Annotated in this window: 17 protein-coding genes; 13 read left to right on the top strand and 4 right to left on the bottom strand. The window is 70.4% G+C overall.

Features of this window, described 5'->3' with window-relative positions:
- Positions 1 to 134 precede the first annotated feature (134 nt).
- The 9 genes from ABT352_RS22065 (at position 135) to ABT352_RS22105 (ending at position 9,646) form a co-directional block, all read left to right on the top strand.
- Positions 135 to 1,202 carry a fatty acid desaturase family protein gene (locus tag ABT352_RS22065; protein WP_502992888.1) on the top strand — a complete coding sequence of 356 codons (1,068 nt, stop codon included), beginning with the start codon at positions 135 to 137 and terminating at the stop codon, positions 1,200 to 1,202.
- Between the two features lie 232 nt (positions 1,203 to 1,434).
- On the top strand, positions 1,435 to 2,157 hold the full coding sequence (locus tag ABT352_RS22070; protein ID WP_350946756.1) for an SRPBCC family protein: 723 nt from the start codon (positions 1,435 to 1,437) through the stop codon (positions 2,155 to 2,157).
- A gap of 209 nt (positions 2,158 to 2,366) precedes the next feature.
- Positions 2,367 to 5,159 carry a Na+/H+ antiporter subunit A gene (locus tag ABT352_RS22075; RefSeq protein ID WP_350946757.1) on the top strand — a complete coding sequence of 931 codons (2,793 nt, stop codon included), beginning with the start codon at positions 2,367 to 2,369 and terminating at the stop codon, positions 5,157 to 5,159.
- Positions 5,156 to 5,977, top strand: a complete 822-nt coding sequence (locus ABT352_RS22080) for a Na(+)/H(+) antiporter subunit C (protein WP_350946758.1) — start codon at positions 5,156 to 5,158, stop codon at positions 5,975 to 5,977. The genes ABT352_RS22075 and ABT352_RS22080 overlap by 4 nt, the downstream gene beginning before the upstream one ends.
- Complete coding sequence (locus tag ABT352_RS22085; RefSeq protein WP_350946759.1) at positions 5,977 to 7,578, top strand: Na+/H+ antiporter subunit D; 1,602 nt, start codon at positions 5,977 to 5,979, stop codon at positions 7,576 to 7,578. The genes ABT352_RS22080 and ABT352_RS22085 overlap by 1 nt, the downstream gene beginning before the upstream one ends.
- Complete coding sequence (locus tag ABT352_RS22090; RefSeq protein ID WP_350946761.1) at positions 7,575 to 8,135, top strand: Na+/H+ antiporter subunit E; 561 nt, start codon at positions 7,575 to 7,577, stop codon at positions 8,133 to 8,135. The genes ABT352_RS22085 and ABT352_RS22090 overlap by 4 nt, the downstream gene beginning before the upstream one ends.
- Entirely contained in the window at positions 8,132 to 8,392 is a 261-nt protein-coding gene (locus ABT352_RS22095; RefSeq protein ID WP_350946762.1) for an MrpF/PhaF family protein, read from the top strand. The genes ABT352_RS22090 and ABT352_RS22095 overlap by 4 nt, the downstream gene beginning before the upstream one ends.
- Positions 8,389 to 8,721 carry a monovalent cation/H(+) antiporter subunit G gene (gene mnhG / locus ABT352_RS22100; protein WP_350946763.1) on the top strand — a complete coding sequence of 111 codons (333 nt, stop codon included), beginning with the start codon at positions 8,389 to 8,391 and terminating at the stop codon, positions 8,719 to 8,721. The genes ABT352_RS22095 and mnhG overlap by 4 nt, the downstream gene beginning before the upstream one ends.
- 25 nt (positions 8,722 to 8,746) lie before the next feature.
- Entirely contained in the window at positions 8,747 to 9,646 is a 900-nt protein-coding gene (locus tag ABT352_RS22105) for a hypothetical protein (RefSeq protein ID WP_350946764.1), read from the top strand.
- An 8-nt stretch (positions 9,647 to 9,654) separates the two neighbouring features.
- Here ABT352_RS22105 and ABT352_RS22110 read toward each other — a convergent pair whose 3' ends face one another.
- Entirely contained in the window at positions 9,655 to 10,638 is a 984-nt protein-coding gene (locus ABT352_RS22110) for an MBL fold metallo-hydrolase (protein ID WP_350946765.1), read from the bottom strand.
- Positions 10,639 to 10,945: 307 nt separating this feature from the next.
- The gene (locus tag ABT352_RS22115) at positions 10,946 to 11,827 is read right to left on the bottom strand and encodes a serine hydrolase (protein ID WP_350946766.1); all 882 of its coding nucleotides are present in this window, start codon (positions 11,825 to 11,827) and stop codon (positions 10,946 to 10,948) included.
- Positions 11,828 to 12,115: 288 nt separating this feature from the next.
- Here ABT352_RS22115 and ABT352_RS22120 point away from each other — a divergent pair, with 288 nt between their 5' ends.
- The 3 genes from ABT352_RS22120 to ABT352_RS22130 all read left to right on the top strand — a co-directional run bounded on the left by ABT352_RS22120 (position 12,116) and on the right by ABT352_RS22130 (position 15,042).
- Complete coding sequence (locus ABT352_RS22120) at positions 12,116 to 13,114, top strand: LysR family transcriptional regulator (protein WP_350946767.1); 999 nt, start codon at positions 12,116 to 12,118, stop codon at positions 13,112 to 13,114.
- Positions 13,115 to 13,518: 404 nt separating this feature from the next.
- The gene (locus tag ABT352_RS22125; protein WP_350946768.1) at positions 13,519 to 13,971 is read left to right on the top strand and encodes an ATP-binding protein; all 453 of its coding nucleotides are present in this window, start codon (positions 13,519 to 13,521) and stop codon (positions 13,969 to 13,971) included.
- A 372-nt stretch (positions 13,972 to 14,343) separates the two neighbouring features.
- Positions 14,344 to 15,042, top strand: coding sequence for a DsbA family oxidoreductase (locus ABT352_RS22130; RefSeq protein ID WP_350946769.1), 699 nt, complete (start codon positions 14,344 to 14,346; stop codon positions 15,040 to 15,042).
- Positions 15,043 to 15,069: 27 nt separating this feature from the next.
- Here ABT352_RS22130 and ABT352_RS22135 read toward each other — a convergent pair whose 3' ends face one another.
- Both ABT352_RS22135 and ABT352_RS22140 read right to left on the bottom strand, forming a co-directional pair.
- Positions 15,070 to 15,702: a thymidine kinase gene (locus ABT352_RS22135; RefSeq protein ID WP_350946770.1), complete on the bottom strand. Its 633-nt coding sequence runs from the start codon at positions 15,700 to 15,702 to the stop codon at positions 15,070 to 15,072.
- A 235-nt stretch (positions 15,703 to 15,937) separates the two neighbouring features.
- A complete protein-coding gene (locus tag ABT352_RS22140; protein ID WP_350946771.1) occupies positions 15,938 to 16,576 on the bottom strand; it encodes an SRPBCC family protein in 639 nt (212 codons plus the stop codon).
- Positions 16,577 to 16,911: 335 nt separating this feature from the next.
- On the opposite strand from ABT352_RS22140, the gene ABT352_RS22145 reads away from it, so the two are divergent.
- Positions 16,912 to 17,358 (top strand): hypothetical protein, encoded by a 447-nt coding sequence (locus ABT352_RS22145; RefSeq protein ID WP_350946772.1) that lies wholly within the window; start codon positions 16,912 to 16,914, stop codon positions 17,356 to 17,358.
- Positions 17,359 to 17,459 lie beyond the last annotated feature (101 nt).

Consider the following 17,459-nt stretch of genomic DNA (forward strand, 5'->3'; position numbering starts at 1 on the left):
GGGGTGGAAGCGGGGGTTTGTGATCACAGCTACCGCGCAATCCTAAGATGGCCGTCCTGCTTGGTTGACGCAGATCTGTGCCCCTCCTTGCTGACGCAATCATGTCGAATGATCCGGCCCATTTGAGGAGAAGCGTGTCCAACTCAACCGCGATCGATGACGAGGACCTTCCCGCCATCCCGGCAAACGGGGAGCGGGGCAGTGATTTCGCCCGCCTGTCGCGCCGGATCGCCAAAGCCGGTCTGCTCGACCGGCGCCCCGGTTACTACGCCGCGCGACTCGGCCTGGTCGCCGCGGCCTTCGTCGGCGGCTGGGCCGCCTTCTTCGCCCTCGGCGACTCGTGGTACCAGCTGCTGGTGGCGGCCTTCCTCGCGGTGGTGTTCGCTCAGATCGGGCTCGTCGCCCACGACCTGGCCCACCGTCAGGTCTTCCGCTCCCGCCGCTCCAGCCAGCTCGCCGGACTGGTGGCGGGAAACCTCGCCATCGGCATGAGCTACGGCTGGTGGATGGACAAGCACACCCGTCACCACGCCAATCCCAACCACGAGGACCACGATCCCGACGTCAGCCCCGACTTCCTGCTCTGGTCACCCGAACAGGCCGCCGTCAGCAAGGGGTTGCCCAGGTTCATGGGCCGCTGGCAGGCGTTCCTGTTCTTCCCGCTGCTCACGCTCGAGGGGTTCAACCTCCACGTGTCCAGCGTCCGGGCGCTGGCGCGCCCGACGATGAAGAACCGCGTGCTGGAGGCCTCGCTGCTGGTCGTGCACGCCGTCCTGTACGTGGGCGCGCTGTTCGCGGTGCTGTCTCCCGCCAAGGCGGTGGTCTTCTTCCTCCTGCACCAGGCGATCTTCGGCGTCTACCTGGGCTGCACCTTCGCCCCCAACCACAAGGGCATGCCGATGCTCAGGGGCGAGGACAAGCTCGACTTCCTGCGGCGCCAGGTGCTGACCTCGCGCAACGTGCGCGGCGGCGTGCTCCTCGACGTCGTCCTCGGCGGGCTCAACTACCAGATCGAGCACCACCTCTTCCCGAGCATGCCGATGCCCAACCTGCGCCGCGCCCAGCCGATCGTCCGGGCGTACTGCGAGGAAGTGGGGGTCGACTACCTGGAGTCCGGGATCGTCAGCTCGTACGCGCAGGCGCTGCGCCACCTGCACGACGTGGGCGAGTCCCTGCGGGTGAAGAGTCCCGCGCCCGGCTAGTCCGTTCGGATCGGTCGGTTCGGCCCGTCCCGCGGGGCCTCGCGTTCGGCCCGTCCCGGGCGGGGGCCCGCGTTCCGCAGGCGCGAAGGCCCCGCCCGGGACGCCGAGGCTGCGTCCACGGCGTCGGCGCAGCACTGACACAGCACTGACACAGCACTGACAAGGGCGGGGCGCGGCGGCGGGCAGATGTTGCTGTTATCCGCCCGACCGGCGATTGCCTATGGTGCTTGGTGTGAAGCTCGCAGGCAGTGCCGTGCTCGGCATCGACAGAGATCGTGTGTGGTCAGCGCTCCAGAACCCGGCCGTGCTCGTACGCACGATCCCGGGGTGCGAGCGCCTTGAGGAGACGGGGCCGGACACCTACCGGATGACCGTCACCGCGGGGGTGGCCTCCATCAAGGGCGTCTACCAGGGCGAGGTCGCCCTGTCGGACCCCGAGGCACCGGAACGGTTCGTGCTCAGGGCCCGGGGCCAGGGCGCTCCGGGAACCGTGGACGCCACCGTGGAGATCCGCCTCAGCGAGGTCGAGGGCGGCACCCGGGTCGACTACGACGCCGAGGCCGTGATCGGGGGCATGATCGGCGGCGTCGGCCAGCGCATGCTCGGCTCCGTCGCGAGGAAGACCGCGGGGGAGTTCTTCTCCGCGGTGGAGAGCCATCTCGCCTCCGGAGCGGTTCCCGCCGTTCCCGCCGGCCACGCCCTCGCCGAGATCGCGCCGGGCGACGAATCCTCGCTCGCCGCACCCGCCGCCCTCTCGTCCGCCACGCCGGCATCGTCGGCCGGGGCGGGCCAGGCCGGAGCCGCGCACGTCTTCGAGCGCCCGGTCCCGCCCAGGGAGACCACGTCGGGAGTCCCCGCCTGGTCGCTCCTGGCCGCCTTCGGGATGGGCGCGGGCGTCGCGCTCGGCGGCGCGGTGATCGGCTGGTTGCTCGGCCGTGGCGGCGGAAAGCGGTGATGTCGCTCACAGCCGGAGCAGGGTGATCGTTTCCTTCGCCCGCGCCGCCGGAGATGTGAATGGCCCTGCCAGCAGGAATGCTCATAAAGTTGATCATGGATCGGTGGCGGGCGGGCGCCCCCGGACCAGGCGGCCCGCGAGTTTGACCTGTCAAAGTCGGGCCTTCTAGGATCCTGGCGTACGTCTGCCACGACGGGTCACGGGGGAACATGGAGCCGCTGCTGATCCTGCACGCCGTGGCGGCGATGCTCGCTCCGGCGTTGGTACGCCGCTTCGGCAGGAACGCGTTCTTCCTGCTCGCCGTGCCACCCGCCTGCGGATTCGTCTACACGATCTGGATCGCCCTCACCGGCATCCCCGTCGAGTCGCACCACGACTGGGCGCCCGGCCTCGGCATGGGACTCTCCTTCCGCGTCGACGCGCTCGCCCTGCTCATGATGGCCCTGGTCACCGGCGTGGGCACCCTGGTCGTGCTGTACTGCTCGCGTTACTTCTCCGCGGGCAGCGAGGGGCTCGGCCTGTTCGCCGGGGTGCTCGTCGCCTTCGCCGGGGCGATGCTCGGGCTGGTGGTCGCGGACGACCTGCTGCTGCTGTTCGTGTTCTGGGAGCTGACCACGGTCTTCTCCTACCTGATGATCGGTCACGATCCCGCGAGCAGAAGCAGCCGCAGAGCCGCGATGCAGGCGCTGATCGTCACCACCACCGGTGGCCTCGCGATGCTGGGCGGCATGATCATACTCGGCGAGTCGGCGGGAACGTACCGCATCTCGCAGATCGTGCAGAGCCCGCCGTCCGGTGGCCTGACGGCGGTCGCGGTGGTGCTGATCCTGATCGGAGCGCTGTCGAAGTCGGCGGTCTTCCCGTTCAGCATGTGGCTGCCCGCCGCGATGGCCGCGCCGACCCCGGTCTCGGCCTACCTGCACGCCGCGGCGATGGTGAAGGCGGGCGTCTACCTGCTCGCCCGCCTGGGCCCCGCCTTCGGGGAGCTCGCCGCCTGGTGGTGGACCGCCGTACCCCTGGGCCTGCTCACCATGCTGTTCTGCGCCTGGCGGGCGCTGCGCGAGCACGACCTCAAGAAGCTGCTCGCCTACGGCACGGTGAGCCAGCTGGGTTTCCTGACGGTGCTGTTCGGCGCGGGCACCCGCGACGCCGCGATCGCCGGGGTCGGGATGCTGCTCGCGCACGCGTTGTTCAAAGCCTCCCTCTTCCTGGTCGTCGGCGTCGTCGACCACTCCACCGGCACCCGCGACCTGCGCAGGCTGAGCGGTCTGCGGCGCTCGGCACCCTGGCTGGCCGCGGTCGGCACCGGGGCCGCCGCCTCGATGGCCGGCATCCCGATGTTCCTGGGGTTCGTCGGCAAGGAGGCGGCCTTCGAGTCGCTGATGACCGGGCGGGGCATCGACACGGCGGTGCTCGCCGGGATCGTCCTCGGCTCCGCGCTCACCGCCGGCTACAGCGCGCGTTTCGTGTGGGGCGCCTTCGCCGCCAAGCCCGGTGTCGAGCCGGTGGACGTGCGCTCCTTCGGCGCCGCGGAGTTCGTGCCGCCCGCGCTGCTCTCCGCGCTCGGCCTCGCCGCCGCCCCGTTCGCCGCCCTGTACGGCGGGGCGATGGAGAGCTACACCGACACCTTCGCCGGGCCCGGTCACGGCACCCACCTCGCGCTGTGGAGCGGCGCCCTGGTGCCGCTGCTGCTCTCGGCCCTCGCGCTGGCGGGCGGAGCGCTCCTGTTCCGGTTCAGGGAACCGGTGGCGCGGGTCGGGGAGTCCCTGCACGTGATCGACTCCGGCCGGTCCTACTGGGCACTGGTCCGCGGGCTGGAACGCTTCTCCCTGCAGCTGACCGGCGTCGTCCAGCGCGGCTCGCTGCCCGACTACCTCACGATCGCGTTCGTCTCGGTGGCGGCGGTGGGGGTCTTCTCACTGAGCTACGGCCCCGGATTCGACCTCGGGCTGGACATGGTGGTCTGGGACCGCATCGAGCAGCCCGTCATCGGCGTGCTCATCGTCGCCGCGGCGGCCGTCGCGCTCCGGATGCGCTCGCACGTCGTGCTCGTGCTGCTGGCCGGTCTGACGGGGTACGGCACGGCGTTGCTCTTCCTCGTCCACGGCGCGCCCGACCTCGCGCTCACCCAGTTCCTCGTCGAGACGCTGAGCCTGGTCGTGTTCGTGCTGGTGCTGCGGAGACTCCCCCTCGGGCCGAGGGAGGACCGGGGCCGGCTGTCGTTCGGCGTGCGGCTCACCCTCGGCATCGTGAGCGGTCTCGTGGTGGCCGGGGCCGGCATGTTCGCGATGAACGCGCGGCAGGCGATACCGGTCGGCACGCTGATGGCCGAGGCGGCGCAGGAGGCGGGGGCCGCCAACATCGTGAGCGCGCTCCTCGTCGAGATCAGAGCCTGGGACACCATGGGGGAGAGCTCCGTCCTCGTCGTCCTCACCCTCGGCATGACCGGCCTGGTCTTCCTGCGCAGCCGGGCGCACGCGACGCAGCCCCCGCAGCAGAGAGCCGACGAGGAGAAGCCCAGGACGTACTGGCTGGCGAACACCCAGCCCGAGGGACAGCGGATGGTGATCCTGGAGTTCGTCGCCAGGGTGACCTTCCACACCGTGATGCTGGTCTCGATCTTCCTGCTGTTCACCGGGCACAGCGCGGTGGGCGGCGGGTTCGCCGGAGGCATCGTGGCCGGTCTCGCCCTGGTCCTGCGCTATCTCGCCGGAGGCAGGCACGAGCTGGCCGCAGCCGCGCCGGCCGCTCCCGGGGTGCTGATCGGCCTGGGGCTCCTGCTGTCCACGCTCACCGCGCTGGTGGGGCTGGTCGCGGGCGCCGGGGCGCTGGACATGCTCGCCGCCGATCTGTACGTCCCGCTGGTCGGCAAGCTGCACCTGTCGACGGTGCTCCTGTTCGACATCGGCGTCTACATCACGGTGATCGGCATGGTGCGGGACATCCTGCGCAGCCTGGGCTCGGAGCTGGATCGGCAGATCGACGAGGAGGAGAGCCGGTGACCGCGCCCGTAGTGCCGCTCCTGGTGGTCGCCGTGCTCGTGGCCGCGGGGGTCACGCTGCTGCTGGAGAGAAGCCTGGTCCGGCTGCTCGCCGGCGTCATCATGCTCAGCAACGGGGTGAACCTGCTCATTCTCACCGTGGGCGGGCCACCGGGAGCGCCGCCGATCCTGGGCACGGCGGAGCCGGAGCGGATGGCCGACCCGCTGCCGCAGGTCATGGTGCTCACCGCCATCGTCATCACGCTGGGCGTCACCGCCTTCCTGCTCGGCATGATCCACAGGTCCTGGCAGCTCACCGGAGCCGACGAGGTGCAGGACGACACCGAGGACCGCCGGGTGCGGCTGCGCGCCAGGTGGGGTGAGCTGGGCCAGGCCGTGCTCGACCGTCAGGCGGCCTACCAGCAGCTCGTCCTTGAGCAGCGGGCCGAGCTGGCCCGGCTGGAGGAGGAGCACAACGAGTGGGAGCGCAGGGAGGCCGAAGAACTGGAGCAGCGGATCCTCGACGTCAACGCCGACCTGGGCCGCTGGCTGCAGGCGCACAAGAACGACGAGTTGTCCGCGGAACGGCTCGCCGAGCGGTTCGCCGAGGCCCAGCAGGCCGAAGACCTCTCCAAGGAGGAGCGGGAAAGACGCCTCAGTGAGGTGCGTGCCGAGTTCGCCCGCAGAGAGCGCGAGCAGGCCGCGCGCGAGCGCGAGATCCGCAAGCGGCTCCGCGTCCGTCAGCGCGACGCGCGCAGGCAGATGCGCGCCGCGATCCGGGAGGACCGTGCCCGACAGGCCAGGGCGCAGGATCCCGAGCTCGAGGGGGAGGAGGACTGATGGAGGCACTCATCCCGGTGCCCGTGGTGCTGCCACTGCTCGCCGTCGGCCTCAAGCTGGCCATCGGCAGCAGGCTGCGCAAACTCCAGGCGCTGATCAGCGTGGGCACGCTCGCGGTGGTGCTGGTCGTCTCGCTGGTCCTGCTGTTCGCGGCGGACCAGGACGGCCCGCTGGTGGCCCACATCGGGGGCTGGAGCGCGGAGATCGGCATCGCGCTCGTCGCCGACCGGCTCTCCACGCTGATGCTCGCGGTCTCCTCCGCGGTGACGCTCTGCGTGATGATCTACTCGCTCTCCCAGTCCTGGGCGGACCAGGACTACAAGGCCTCGCTCTCGATCTTCCACCCGGCTTACCTGATCATGGTCGCCGGAGTGTCGGACGCCTTCCTCTCCGGTGACCTGTTCAACCTCTTCGTCGGGTTCGAGATGCTGCTCGGCGGCTCGTACGTGCTGCTCACCTTCGGCGGGACCGAGTCCCGCATCCGGGCGGGCGCCACCTACACGGTGGTGGGACTCGCCTCCTCACTGCTCTTCCTCGTCGCGATCGCGGTGACCTACGGCGCCACGGGCACCGTGTCGATGGCGCAGCTGGCCGAGCGGTTCGCGGTCCTGCCCGAGCACATCAGGCTGCTGATCGAGCTGATGCTCCTGCTGGTCTTCGCGGTCAAGGCCGCGATCTTCCCGATGTCGGCGTGGCTGCCCGACTCGTATCCGACCGCGCCCGCTCCCGCGACAGCGCTCTTCGCCGGTCTGCTCACCAAGGTCGGCGTCTACTCGATCATCCGCCTGGAGGCGCTGCTCTTCCCCTGGGGACCGGTGAGCAACCTGCTGATGTGGGCGGCGCTGCTGACCATGCTCGTCGGGGTGCTCGGCGCGGTGGCGCAGAGCGATATAAAACGAATGCTGTCCTTCACCCTGGTCAGCCATATCGGCTACATGGTGTTCGGAGTCGCCCTGCTCAGCGTCGAGGGCATGGCCGGTGCCGTCTTCTACGTCGCCCACCACATCACCGTGCAGACGAGCCTGTTCCTGGTGACCGGCATGATCGAACGCCGCACCGGCACCACCTCCCTGGACAGACTCGGCGGCCTGGCGAAACTGTCACCCGTGATCGCGGTGCTGTTCTTCGTGCCCGCGATGAACCTGGCGGGCATCCCACCGCTGTCGGGCTTCCTGGGCAAGCTCGGCCTGATCCAGGCCGGGGTGGCCAACGGTGGTCCGATGGCGATGACCCTGGTCGCCGGAGGACTGGTCACCAGCCTGCTCACCCTGTACGCGGTGGCCACCACCTGGAACAAGGCGTTCTGGCGGGTGCCGCCCGAGGGAATGGTCACCGAGGGGGGAACCGTGCTGGAGACCCAGGAGAACGGGGACGGAGAGGACCCGAAGGGAGCGCCGGTCACGAACGTGAACGGGAACGAGGCGATCGTCACCTCCGTCACCCTGCCGAAGCTCATGTTCGCCTCCACGGCCGCCCTGGTGGCGCTCGCCCTGTCCTTCACCGTCCTGGCCGGCCCGCTGCACGCCCTGTCCGAGCGGGCCGCGGAAGAACTCCTGGCCCGCGAGCCGTACATCTCCGCGGTGCTCGGCGGTGGGCGATGAGCGAGTCCCGTCCGGCGTTCACGGTGCTGAAGCTGCTGGGCAGGCCCGTGCCGCTGCCGCAGGTGCTCTGGCTGACGCTGATCTGGCTGATGCTCTGGGGCGACCTGAGCGTGGGCAACGTGCTCGGGGGCCTGCTGGTCGGGCTGCTCCTCGTGTGGCTGATGCCCCTGCCGCTCCAGGACACCGGCATCCGGTTCCATCCCCTCGGCATCGCGTGGTTCATCGTCCGCTTCATGCGGGACATGGTGGTCTCCAGCTCCCGAGTGATCTTCTGGGCGCTGAGACTGGGCAAACCACCACCGATCCAGATCGTCGAGGTGAGGTTGCGCACCTCGTCGGAGCCGATGGTGGTGCTGGTGACGGTGGCGCTGTCGGCGCTGCCGGGCAGCCTGGTGCTGGAGGCGAACACCCAGGACAAGAAGCTCCTGCTCCACGTGCTCGGCATCTCCGGCGACCTGGAGACGGTCCGCCGGATCACCCAGGACGACGTGACCCGGCTGGAGAAGCGCATCGTGGCCGCCTTCGGTACCCGAGCGGACCAGGAGGAGGTGCGATGACGACGGTTTACCTGATCGTTCTGGCGATGCTCGCCGTCGCGGCGGCGATGACGCTCTACCGGCTGGTGCGCGGCCCGACGATGCTGGACCGTGCCGTCGCGCTTGACGTGCTCACCGCCGTCGTCATCTGCGCGGTCGGCGCGGGGGCGGCCGTCTACCGGGAGTACTCGGTGCTGCCCGTGCTGCTGGTGCTCTCCCTGCTGGGATTCGTCGGCTCGGTCTCGCTGGCCAGGTTCTTCACGGGACGTGCCCGGTGAGCGCCGTGATGGACGTGGCCGCGGCCGTCTGCCTGCTGCTGGGGGCGACGCTGGCGTTCGCGGCGGGGGTCGGCATGGTCAGGTTCCCCGGCACCCTGGCGCGCATGCACGCGGCGACCAAACCCCAGGTGCTCGGCCTGCACCTCATCCTGCTCGCCATGTGGCTGCGCGACCCCAGCTGGAAGATCGCCGGTGTCATCCTCCTGGTCGCCGTCTACCAGGTGGTGACGGCGGCGGTCGCCGCCTACGTGGTGGGAAGGGCCGCGCATCTCGCCGAGTCGCCACAGGACGACGGCACGGCCGTACCGCACGGCGACACTCGCGCCTAAGGATCTCCCGGCGTACCGTGTCGGTATGCGTGATGCACGTGCGGAGGACGCGAGGACCGAGGCCAGACGACTGATCCGTGATCTCCTGGGCGAGGAGCGGCCGGACGCCGCCCTGCTGCTGAGCGAGGCGAGGTCGGCGCTGGGCGCCGACCGCGTCGCGCGTTCCGTCGAGCTCGCGCGCGGCGCCCCCCTCACCCGCAGGTCCACCGAACTCGCCGCGCTCGCCGGTCTGCTGGTCGGCACCCGCGAGCTCGGTGAGCGGTGGTGGCACCTGGAGCGCGGCGACAAGCTGCCCGCGCCCGACGAGGCGCTTCGGACCTCCACGGCGATCGACCCGTGGACCGACCTGACCGTCCTGGAGATGCTCGCCGCCTGGATCGCCGACGACGCGGCCGACGAGGCCTGGGGCCGTCCGGCCGCCGTCACCGACCTCAACTCCTGGCAGGCCGAGGACCGGGTCGAGCTGCCCAAGGACGCGCACCCCGGCCAGCGGGTCGTGGTCTCCTTCGACGCCGGCGGCCGCCTCGACGCGGTGGTCCTGCGCCGTCCCGACGACGAGCTCGGCTCCAACCTCGACTTCGACTCGCTGCGCTACTCCCGCCCCGCCGAGGCCCAGTGGAGCTGGGGCGTCGCCGCCGGGCTCGGCCCCCACCGGCTGGACGAGCACCCCGACCCGTACGAGCGGCCGGTCGACGCCGAGGCCGCCGCGACCCTGCACACCTGGGCGCTGCGCCACGGCGCCTCCGCCGAGCAGGCCGGTGAGGTGTGGCGCGACAAGGGCGACGTCGTCGCCTCCATCGAGCGGATCGACTGGATGTGGCGCAGCGGCGAGTGGTTCGCCTGGTGGCGCGGGGTTTCCGCCCTGGTCGACGGCGAGCCCGAGCAGCTGGCCGCCCGCCTGGAGGAGATCGCCTCCGTCTCCTGACGCGGACGTCAGCCGAAGGTGTGCGGTGTCAGATAGTCCGGGATCACGACCTTCGTCGTGGGGCTCACCCTGCGTACCGCCGCGACGAACTCGGCGAGGCTCTTCCTCGACTTCTCGTCGGCCTGGGGCGGGTTGCGCAGAGCCACCTCGAAGTTGTCCCAGTGCACCGGCACGACCACCCCCGGCATGTCCAGGGCCTTCAGCAGGCGCGGCACGTAGTCGTACGTGGACGACGAGGAGGTGGTGGGAATCATCGCGACGTCCGGGGCGAGACCGCTGAGGTTACGCTCGACGAAGTCGCTGCCTCCCATGAAGAAAACCGAAGGACCGCCCTTGACCGTCACCTGGAACGCCAGGGTGTCGCCCTCGGGCAACTCGGAGATGTTCTTCGGCCTGCGTTTCGGCCTGGTCGGCCGGACACCGGGAAAGAGCATGGAGTAGTTGGCGTTGCGGCTGTGCAGCGACGCCACCACCTCGACGACGTAGTCGCCGAAGTCCAGGACCTCTCCGCCCTTCACCGGGCTGAGCAGGCTGTCCTTCACGTCGTACGCCAGGGCCAGGTTGCAGGTGGTGGCGGTGCCGACCACCCGCGCCCCGGTCGAGGTCGCGATGTGCGGGACGTCGTTGAAGTGGTCCCAGTGCGCGTGCGTCACCAGCACCACCTGCGGGGTGCCCGTGTGCCTGCGGACGGCCCCGGTGTCGACCTTGAGCGATGTGGCGGGATCGAACTTGCCCGCCGCCAGGCCGGTGTCGAACCGGGTCACGTACGGGTCGACGAGGAGCGTCGACGATCCCACATCCACCCGCCAGCCCGACGTGCCGAGCCAGCGGAACGTCGCGGAGCTCTTCCGCCCACCCTGACCACTCTGGCCACTCGGACGCGGGGTCGCGGCCCCGGTGGGGGACGGGGACAGGAGGGTTCCGGCCATCGGTGCCAGCACGGCCCCCGCCGTCGCGGTACGCAGGAAACCTCTTCGATCAAATCGGGACATGTCTCCCCTTGGGTGCGTGTGAACATACGGCCGTCGTCCGGGTATCCCGGGGACGACCGTCGGCCGCGTGCGGCCCGATGAGGACCCAACCATCGCCGCACCGGCCGCGTCCAAGATTCGCGACCGTCGCCTCCCATAGGCGAACACGTATCGGAGCAGGTGAAACGGGGTCCCGGCGGTCCTCGGGGCGGCAGAAGCCGCCTCGGCCGCGATGTGCCGGCGGCGGGAGTCGCCGGGCTCGTCAGCGCGTCGCCGGGACTTGAGGGGCTCGTCGACGCGGGCTCGTCGACGCGTCGGCGGGCAGGGCTCACCCGGCTCGCAGCGCGTCGACGGCGGTCCGCGCGGCCTGGCCGATCGCCAGGTCGACGTCGAGACGCCGGGTGGGCAACTCCCCGCTCCGGGCGAAGACCGCCACCGCGTACCTCTCCCCGGAGGGATACTCGACGACCCCGGCCTCCATGTGCAGGCCCGGCAGCGTCCCCGTCTTGGCCGCCACCCGCGTACCCGGTGGGAAACCCGAGGCGATCCGCGTCCAGAAGATCTGTCGTGTCAGGTAGTCGCGGACGGCCGCGCACGCCTCCGGCGGCCCCGCCTCGTCGCGCCAGATCAGTCCGAGCAGCCCGGTCACGTCGCGCGCCGTGCTGGAGGTCGTGCGATCGGGGTCGAGGACCCGCAGCCCCCGAACCCGCTCTGGGGACAGCGTCGGGAAGATCCGCGCGAACTCGGCGTCGTCCCGCGCCCTCACGTCCGCGAACATCGACTCCAGCACCTGCCTGGGCCCGCCGATCACGCGCGTGCGCTCCAGTCCCAGCTCCGCGGCGAGCATCCGCACGGTGTCCAGGCCGATCCTCCGCATCAGCAGGTCGGCGGCGGTGTTGTCACTCACCTGTACGGCGAAGTGGACGAGATCACGCAGCGACATCTCCACGTCGTCCGCGCATCCGGCGGTGCCCCACCCGCCGAGCCTGTCCTCCGCCGTCACGAGAACCCGCTCGGCGGGGTCGAGCTGGCCCGCCGCCGCCTGACGGGCGAACTCCAGGACGAGGAGCACCTTGAAGATCGAGGCGATCACTACCTGCTCGTCGGCGCGTACGGCGATCTCACGGCCCTCGGCGATGTCCAGCGCGTGCAGGTGCCCCTCCACCCCCGCGGCCGCGAAGATCTCCGCTATCCGTTGCTCTGGCGACATGCCCGCAACGCTATCCAGTCCCGCGCCCCTGTCCGGACCCGCCGCCGGGTTCCCGCCCGTGCTCGCCCCGGGAAGCACGCCGGGACCCGCCGCCGGGTTCCCGCTCGCGCTCGCCCCGGGAAGCACGCCGGAGCGTGCGGCCGGGTTCCTGCCCGTGCTCGCGCCGGGAAGTCTCCGGGACCAGCCACCGGAGCCCCGAGCCTTCCCGGACCCGCCGCCGGAAGCCTGTTCCGACCTGCGACGCGACGCGGGTGCGCGGGGCCGTGGGCGATCGCCTATCGTGACGCCGTGGACCTCACCCGGCATCTGCGGCACTTCCTCGTCGTCGCGGAAGAACTGCACTTCGGCCGTGCCGCGGAGGTGCTGGGCATCGCGCAGCCTCCGCTCAGCCAGTCGATCCAGAGGCTGGAGCGCGAGCTCGGCGCGGAGCTGTTCGACCGCTCGCGCCGGCAGATCGAGCTCACCATGGCGGGACGGCTCCTCGTCGGGGAGGCCGGACGGTTCCTGGCCGGTGAGGAGCGGCTGCGGACGACGATGCGCCAGGCCGCCGACGGTGAGCTGGGAACTCTGCGCGTCGGGGTGCCCCCGGAGATGCCGGCCGTGACGCTGCACGCCCTGCTGGGACATGTCGGGGAGGAGACACCGGGACTGCACCTGGAACTCCACGAGCTCACCACTCCGGAACAGCTGCGCGGCCTGGCCTCCGCCCGCCTCGACGCGGGTCTCGTGCACCACCCCGTCGAGGTTCCCGGTCTGCGGTCCGGCCCCGTCGTGGAGATCCCGCTGGGCGTGGTGCTGCCACGTACCTCCCCCCTGGTACTGGCGCGGCCGGAGACGCGACGGCCGAGGGGGCGGCCGTGGGAGATCGCGCTGGCCGACCTCGCCGGGCACGACCTCGTCGTCTTTCCTCGCGAGACCTCCCCGGCGTGGTACGACCGGATGCTCGATGTCTGCCGCGCCGGGGGTTTCTCGCCCGTACGCCTCAAGCACGCCCGCAACCCGGAGTTCCTGCTGGGGCTCGTGCTGGCCGGGCAAGGGGTGGCGTTCGAGCAGGAGGCGATAGCCCGCAGGGAACCCCGCCTGGTCTGGCGCCCTCTCGCCGGTAACCCCCTCGTCCGAGGGATCCGCGTCGTCTGGCCGGAGCGGTCGGCGCACCCAGCCGCCGCCAGGTTCGCCACCCTGGCCACCGAGGTCCTCACCCGGGACGCCGCAGGGACACCACGGGTGGCACCCCGGACCTCACCGTCGCCCACGCCCCGCCCCTGGTCCGTCATCTACACCCCCTAGTTTCCTCGTCCCCGGCGGGTCGTGAGGGAGACGAGCTTTACCCGGCGTGCGGAGAATTCCGCATCGCAAAGAATGCTCTACCAGGACAAGACCGTGTATCTGTCGACCCTCAATACACCTGGGTGTAAATACAGATAAATCGATACATAAATGGCGACAAAATCAACGGCGCGTTCGCTCGGGGAGTGTGCTGGAAGATCCCACACCATGTACGGGTCATAGAACGGATGAATGCGGTCGACGACGGAGTTTCCCGGTTACGGTCGGAACCGTCCGCCGCGAACCGGCCGTGCCGAGGGACCGCCGAGGGCCGCTGAGAGGCGGGAGGCGCGGGTGCGTGTCAGGGCGCTGTCGCCGGGAGACGGAAGCGTTCCCGTCCATCGAGGGCTTTTCGGGAGGTCGGCATGAGACTGTTCGTCCATCTCGCCCTCTTCGTGGCCGCCGTCCCGCTGCCTCGGCCCCGCCCCAAGAGAGCGTCCTGGCCGCTCTTCCCCGTCGCGGCCTCGGTGCCCAGGGCCCGGTGGCTGATCGGCGGCCGGCTGGCCCAGTGGGGGATCGACGGCCAGAGCGAGGTCGCCCGGCTGCTCGTCAGCGAACTCGTCACCAACGCGCTGCGCCACGCGTGGGGACCGATCCGGCTCACCATCTCCTACCGGGACGGAACGCTGCGCTGTGAGGTGGGTGACGCCAATCCCGACCCGCCCATCCCACGCGACGCCCACGAGGACGACGAGGGAGGGCGCGGGTTGCAGCTGCTGGAGCTGCTCTCCGACCGGTGGGGCAGCGACCGCACGCCCATGGGAAAGGTCAGCTGGTTCGAACTGGCCGACAGGCGTTCCGGTGGTTCAGCGGCGTGAGAGGGGTAAGAGGGCTTTCGGGGACCCGGCTCACCCGACGCGAGAGGACGCTTCTTCCCCGTGAACGACACGCACGACTCGCGCCGCTCGGACGGCGGTACGCGAGGAGAGAAGCGGGCCATGCCCGCGCACGCACACGAAGGAGTCCCGAACGATGCGTCAGATCCGGATCCGCAGGCGACCGCGACGCCCCATCAAGGGCCTGCTGGACCTGCGGACCCCGTCGGGAAGGCTGCTGCCGTACTGACCCCGCCCCGCCGGGCGTGAACACCCCGTCCGGCGCCGCCTCTCATCCCGTCGCGCGGCCCGCGTCCCCGGATGACGGGACGAATCAGCGGAATCAGCGGCCCCCCGTACCGGTTGCAGCGTTGTGTGAAGGTTGAAATTTACTCAGACGTCGTCTGCCCCTGGTGCTACATCGGCCACACCCGCTTCGCCCGCGCCGTGCAGCGCTATCGGGCCAAGGGCGGTGAGGTGGAGGTCGAGTTCAGGCCGTTCCAGCTCGCTCCGGACGCGAAGTCCAGCGGCGAGCTCACGCGAACCTGGGCGGCGGCGAAGTTCGGCGGGGCCGAGCAGGCCGCCCAGATGTTCGCGAGGGTGAGAGGGGTCGCCGCCGAGGACGGGCTGGTGCTGGACTTCGATCATGCGATCCAGGCCAACACCCTCGACGCGCACCGCCTCATCCAGCTCGCCGGGGAGCAGGGCAAGGGGGAGGAGGCGCTCTACGCCCTCTTCCGCGCCCACTTCACCGACGGTCTCGACATCGGTTCCCGGGAGGTTCTCGCCGGGCTGGCCAAGGAGATCGGCGTACAGGCCGACCTGGATGGGGAGGACGGCGTGGCGGCGGTGAAGGAGGAGCTGGCCCAGGCCCGCGCGATCGGTGTCAGCTCGGTGCCGCTCTTCCTTTTCGAGGGCCAGTTCGCCGTCTCCGGAGCCCAGCCGGAGGACACCCTGCTCGCGGCTCTGGAGGAGGTCGCCGAGCGGACCGGCCAGTCCCCGGCCGCGCGGGCCGTGAAGGCCGCGACGGCGGGTGGCGACGCCTGCGACGACGAGGGTTACTGCCCGGTCTGATGGTTTTTCTCCTGCCCGGCGGAGAGGTCAGCCGGGCAGGCCGAGTTCGCCGGAGCGGTGGTGGCGGCGGCACAGGACCTGGTAGCGGATCGGATCGGCGCCCGTGTCGCCGATGACGACCTGCTCACCCGTACGGACCATCCTGCCGCCGACCACCCGGGCGTTCAGGCGCCCGGGGCGCCCGCACCAGCACAGCACCTCGACCTGCAGGCGGCTGATCTCGTCGGCCAGCTCGAACAGCCGCTGGGCGGCGGGGAACATCTGCGAGCGGAAGTCCGAGGCGAGGCCGAAGGCGTAGACGTCGATGCCGTGGTCGTCGGTGAGATCGGCGAGCTGCTCGATCTGGGCGACCGTGTAGAAGCACGCCTCGTCGCAGATGACGTAGTCGATGGGTTCGTGCGCGCGGACCAGGGCGACCAGGTCGAGGTCGTCGACGACCTCGACGGCCTCGCTGCCCAGGCCGATCCGGCTGGTGACCTGCGGGGCGCCCGAGCGGTCGTGTTTGGTGAGCACCAGCCCGCGCCTGCCCTGGCGGCCGTGGTTGTAGTTCATCTGCAGGGCCAGCGTGGACTTGCCGCAGTCCATCGGGCCGAAGTAGAAGCGCAGCACTCCGTCCCGGGAACCGGTGGGAACGGCGGAGAGGGCAGACAATTCGGTCACGGGGCGCCAGCCTAGTGCCCCGGCCACGCTCCGCGATCTCCACCCCTGACGATCGGTTCGCCGCTCTCGGCTGCCGCCGGGGCGTACGGCGTCTCCCGCCTCGCCCGGCGGGACTGCTCGCGGCCTCGCCGGGCGGAAGCCTCCGGAGTGCCCGGGGGACGGGCCCAGAAGGGGGCCGGGGCCGGCCGAGGGAGGCTCGCCATCCCCGGCGGGGGAGTTTCCCTCGGCCGGTGGGTCAGAGCTCGCCGCTCTCGATCGCCGCCTTGAGACCCGCCTGCGTCGCCTGGTGGGAGGAGACACCGTTCGTCACGGTGAAGTCGAGGAGCAGGATGCTCGCCTCGAAGGTGAGATGCTCGGTGACGCGCGTCCGCCCGTCGCCCAGGTCGTGAAAGACGATCTTCTGGTGCGTGACGACGTTCGGCAGCGTCCAGGTGTCGGTCTCGTAGTAGAGGGCGTCGCGGTGAACGCGCTGCTGCGCGTGCGTGTTGACGGTGACGGGCAGTCCGGCGACCGGGATGTTCTCCACGGCCGTGAAGTTGACGTAGCGCACCCCGGCGTCGGTCCGGTCGGCGTGGGTGACGACCCGCTGCAGGAACGAGTGCGCGCCGAGGTGGTTGTTGATATTCGAGTAGGCGTCGAACACGTGCTCCACCGGCGCGTCGATCTCAATCGAGACGTCGCGCTTGGCCTGGCCGCGTCCCGTGATCGGGAGGGGAGCGGTGAGGCACTCGTAGAACCTGTAGGTGTTCCACGCGATCTGCCACTGGGCGGCGAGAACGGGGTCGGTGTCGGCGCGGGCGGGGGCCGAGAACACGGTGGTGAGGAGGACGACGGCGGACAGCGGGGCCACGAGGAGCCGGAGGAGCTTCGTCACAGATACCTCTGGGAGCCGGACGAGAGTAGTAGATCTCTTGTATCTCGTCTGACCGTGGTTCAGTACGCCGCAGACGGATCGTGATCGCGATGTTTCATGGATGGCTCGTTTTCTTACATCCGTCAGAAAAGAGGGCTATCTCCGCGCGACACTGAGCCGCGCGGTGTATCAGGACGTTTGGGGAGATGATGTCCTGGTAGGGGTGGGTGGTCCCCGGCCGACAAGCGCCGGCCACGCCCCGACTAAGTCCCGACAAGACCTGACATGGTCTGACTTGGCTTGACGGCGAAAACCATGGGAGATTCCTTTTGGTCTATCGAAAAGTGGGAGAATCTGTGACGACCACCAACAACTCCGCTCCACCCCACGGCAAGACCCCGGCCGTCGTGACCTCAGGCCCCTCCAACGCGGAGACCGCCGAGATACCCACGGCCCTCGCGGCGATGATGACCGAGGACGAGGCCGTCGCCGCCCAGGCCGAGGCGGCCCGCTGGCGATACGGGTTCTACGTCGTCATCGTGGGACTCCTGGTCATCCTGATCGGCTTCGTGGTGATCGCGATGCGCGCCGGCGACACCGCCGCGCCGTTCGCCGGGCTCGTCGGCGTCTCCGGCGCCATCATCGGCGCCTACTTCGGCGTGCAGGTCGGCCAGTCCGGCAAGGACCGGGTCGAGGCCGAACTGCGCCGTACGAACGAGATGGCGATCCGCCTCGCCGCCAAGATCCACGCGCACGACGCCGACGCGGTGATCAACACCACCATGGGCCCCCGCCGCCGCTAGAGCCCACCCTTCGACCCTCCCGGCCCGTGACGGCGAGGCCGTCTCCGGGGCGGGAGCGTCGTCGTCGGTGAGGCCGCTTCCCGGGTGGGAGCGTCTCCGGA

Origin of the sequence: Streptosporangium sp. NPDC000563, assembly GCF_040299985.1 — a bacterium.
In the GTDB taxonomy this organism is placed as follows: domain Bacteria; phylum Actinomycetota; class Actinomycetes; order Streptosporangiales; family Streptosporangiaceae; genus Streptosporangium.

Coding starts and splice junctions, on each gene's coding strand:
- ABT352_RS22075 (WP_350946757.1), top strand. CDS start 2,367: ATGGAGCCGCTGCTGATCCTGCACGCCGTGGCGGCGATGCTCGCTCCG.
- ABT352_RS22085 (WP_350946759.1), top strand. CDS start 5,977: ATGGAGGCACTCATCCCGGTGCCCGTGGTGCTGCCACTGCTCGCCGTC.
- ABT352_RS22090 (WP_350946761.1), top strand. CDS start 7,575: ATGAGCGAGTCCCGTCCGGCGTTCACGGTGCTGAAGCTGCTGGGCAGG.
- ABT352_RS22095 (WP_350946762.1), top strand. CDS start 8,132: ATGACGACGGTTTACCTGATCGTTCTGGCGATGCTCGCCGTCGCGGCG.
- ABT352_RS22105 (WP_350946764.1), top strand. CDS start 8,747: ATGCGTGATGCACGTGCGGAGGACGCGAGGACCGAGGCCAGACGACTG.
- ABT352_RS22110 (WP_350946765.1), bottom strand. CDS start 10,638: ATGTCCCGATTTGATCGAAGAGGTTTCCTGCGTACCGCGACGGCGGGG.
- ABT352_RS22115 (WP_350946766.1), bottom strand. CDS start 11,827: ATGTCGCCAGAGCAACGGATAGCGGAGATCTTCGCGGCCGCGGGGGTG.
- ABT352_RS22125 (WP_350946768.1), top strand. CDS start 13,519: ATGAGACTGTTCGTCCATCTCGCCCTCTTCGTGGCCGCCGTCCCGCTG.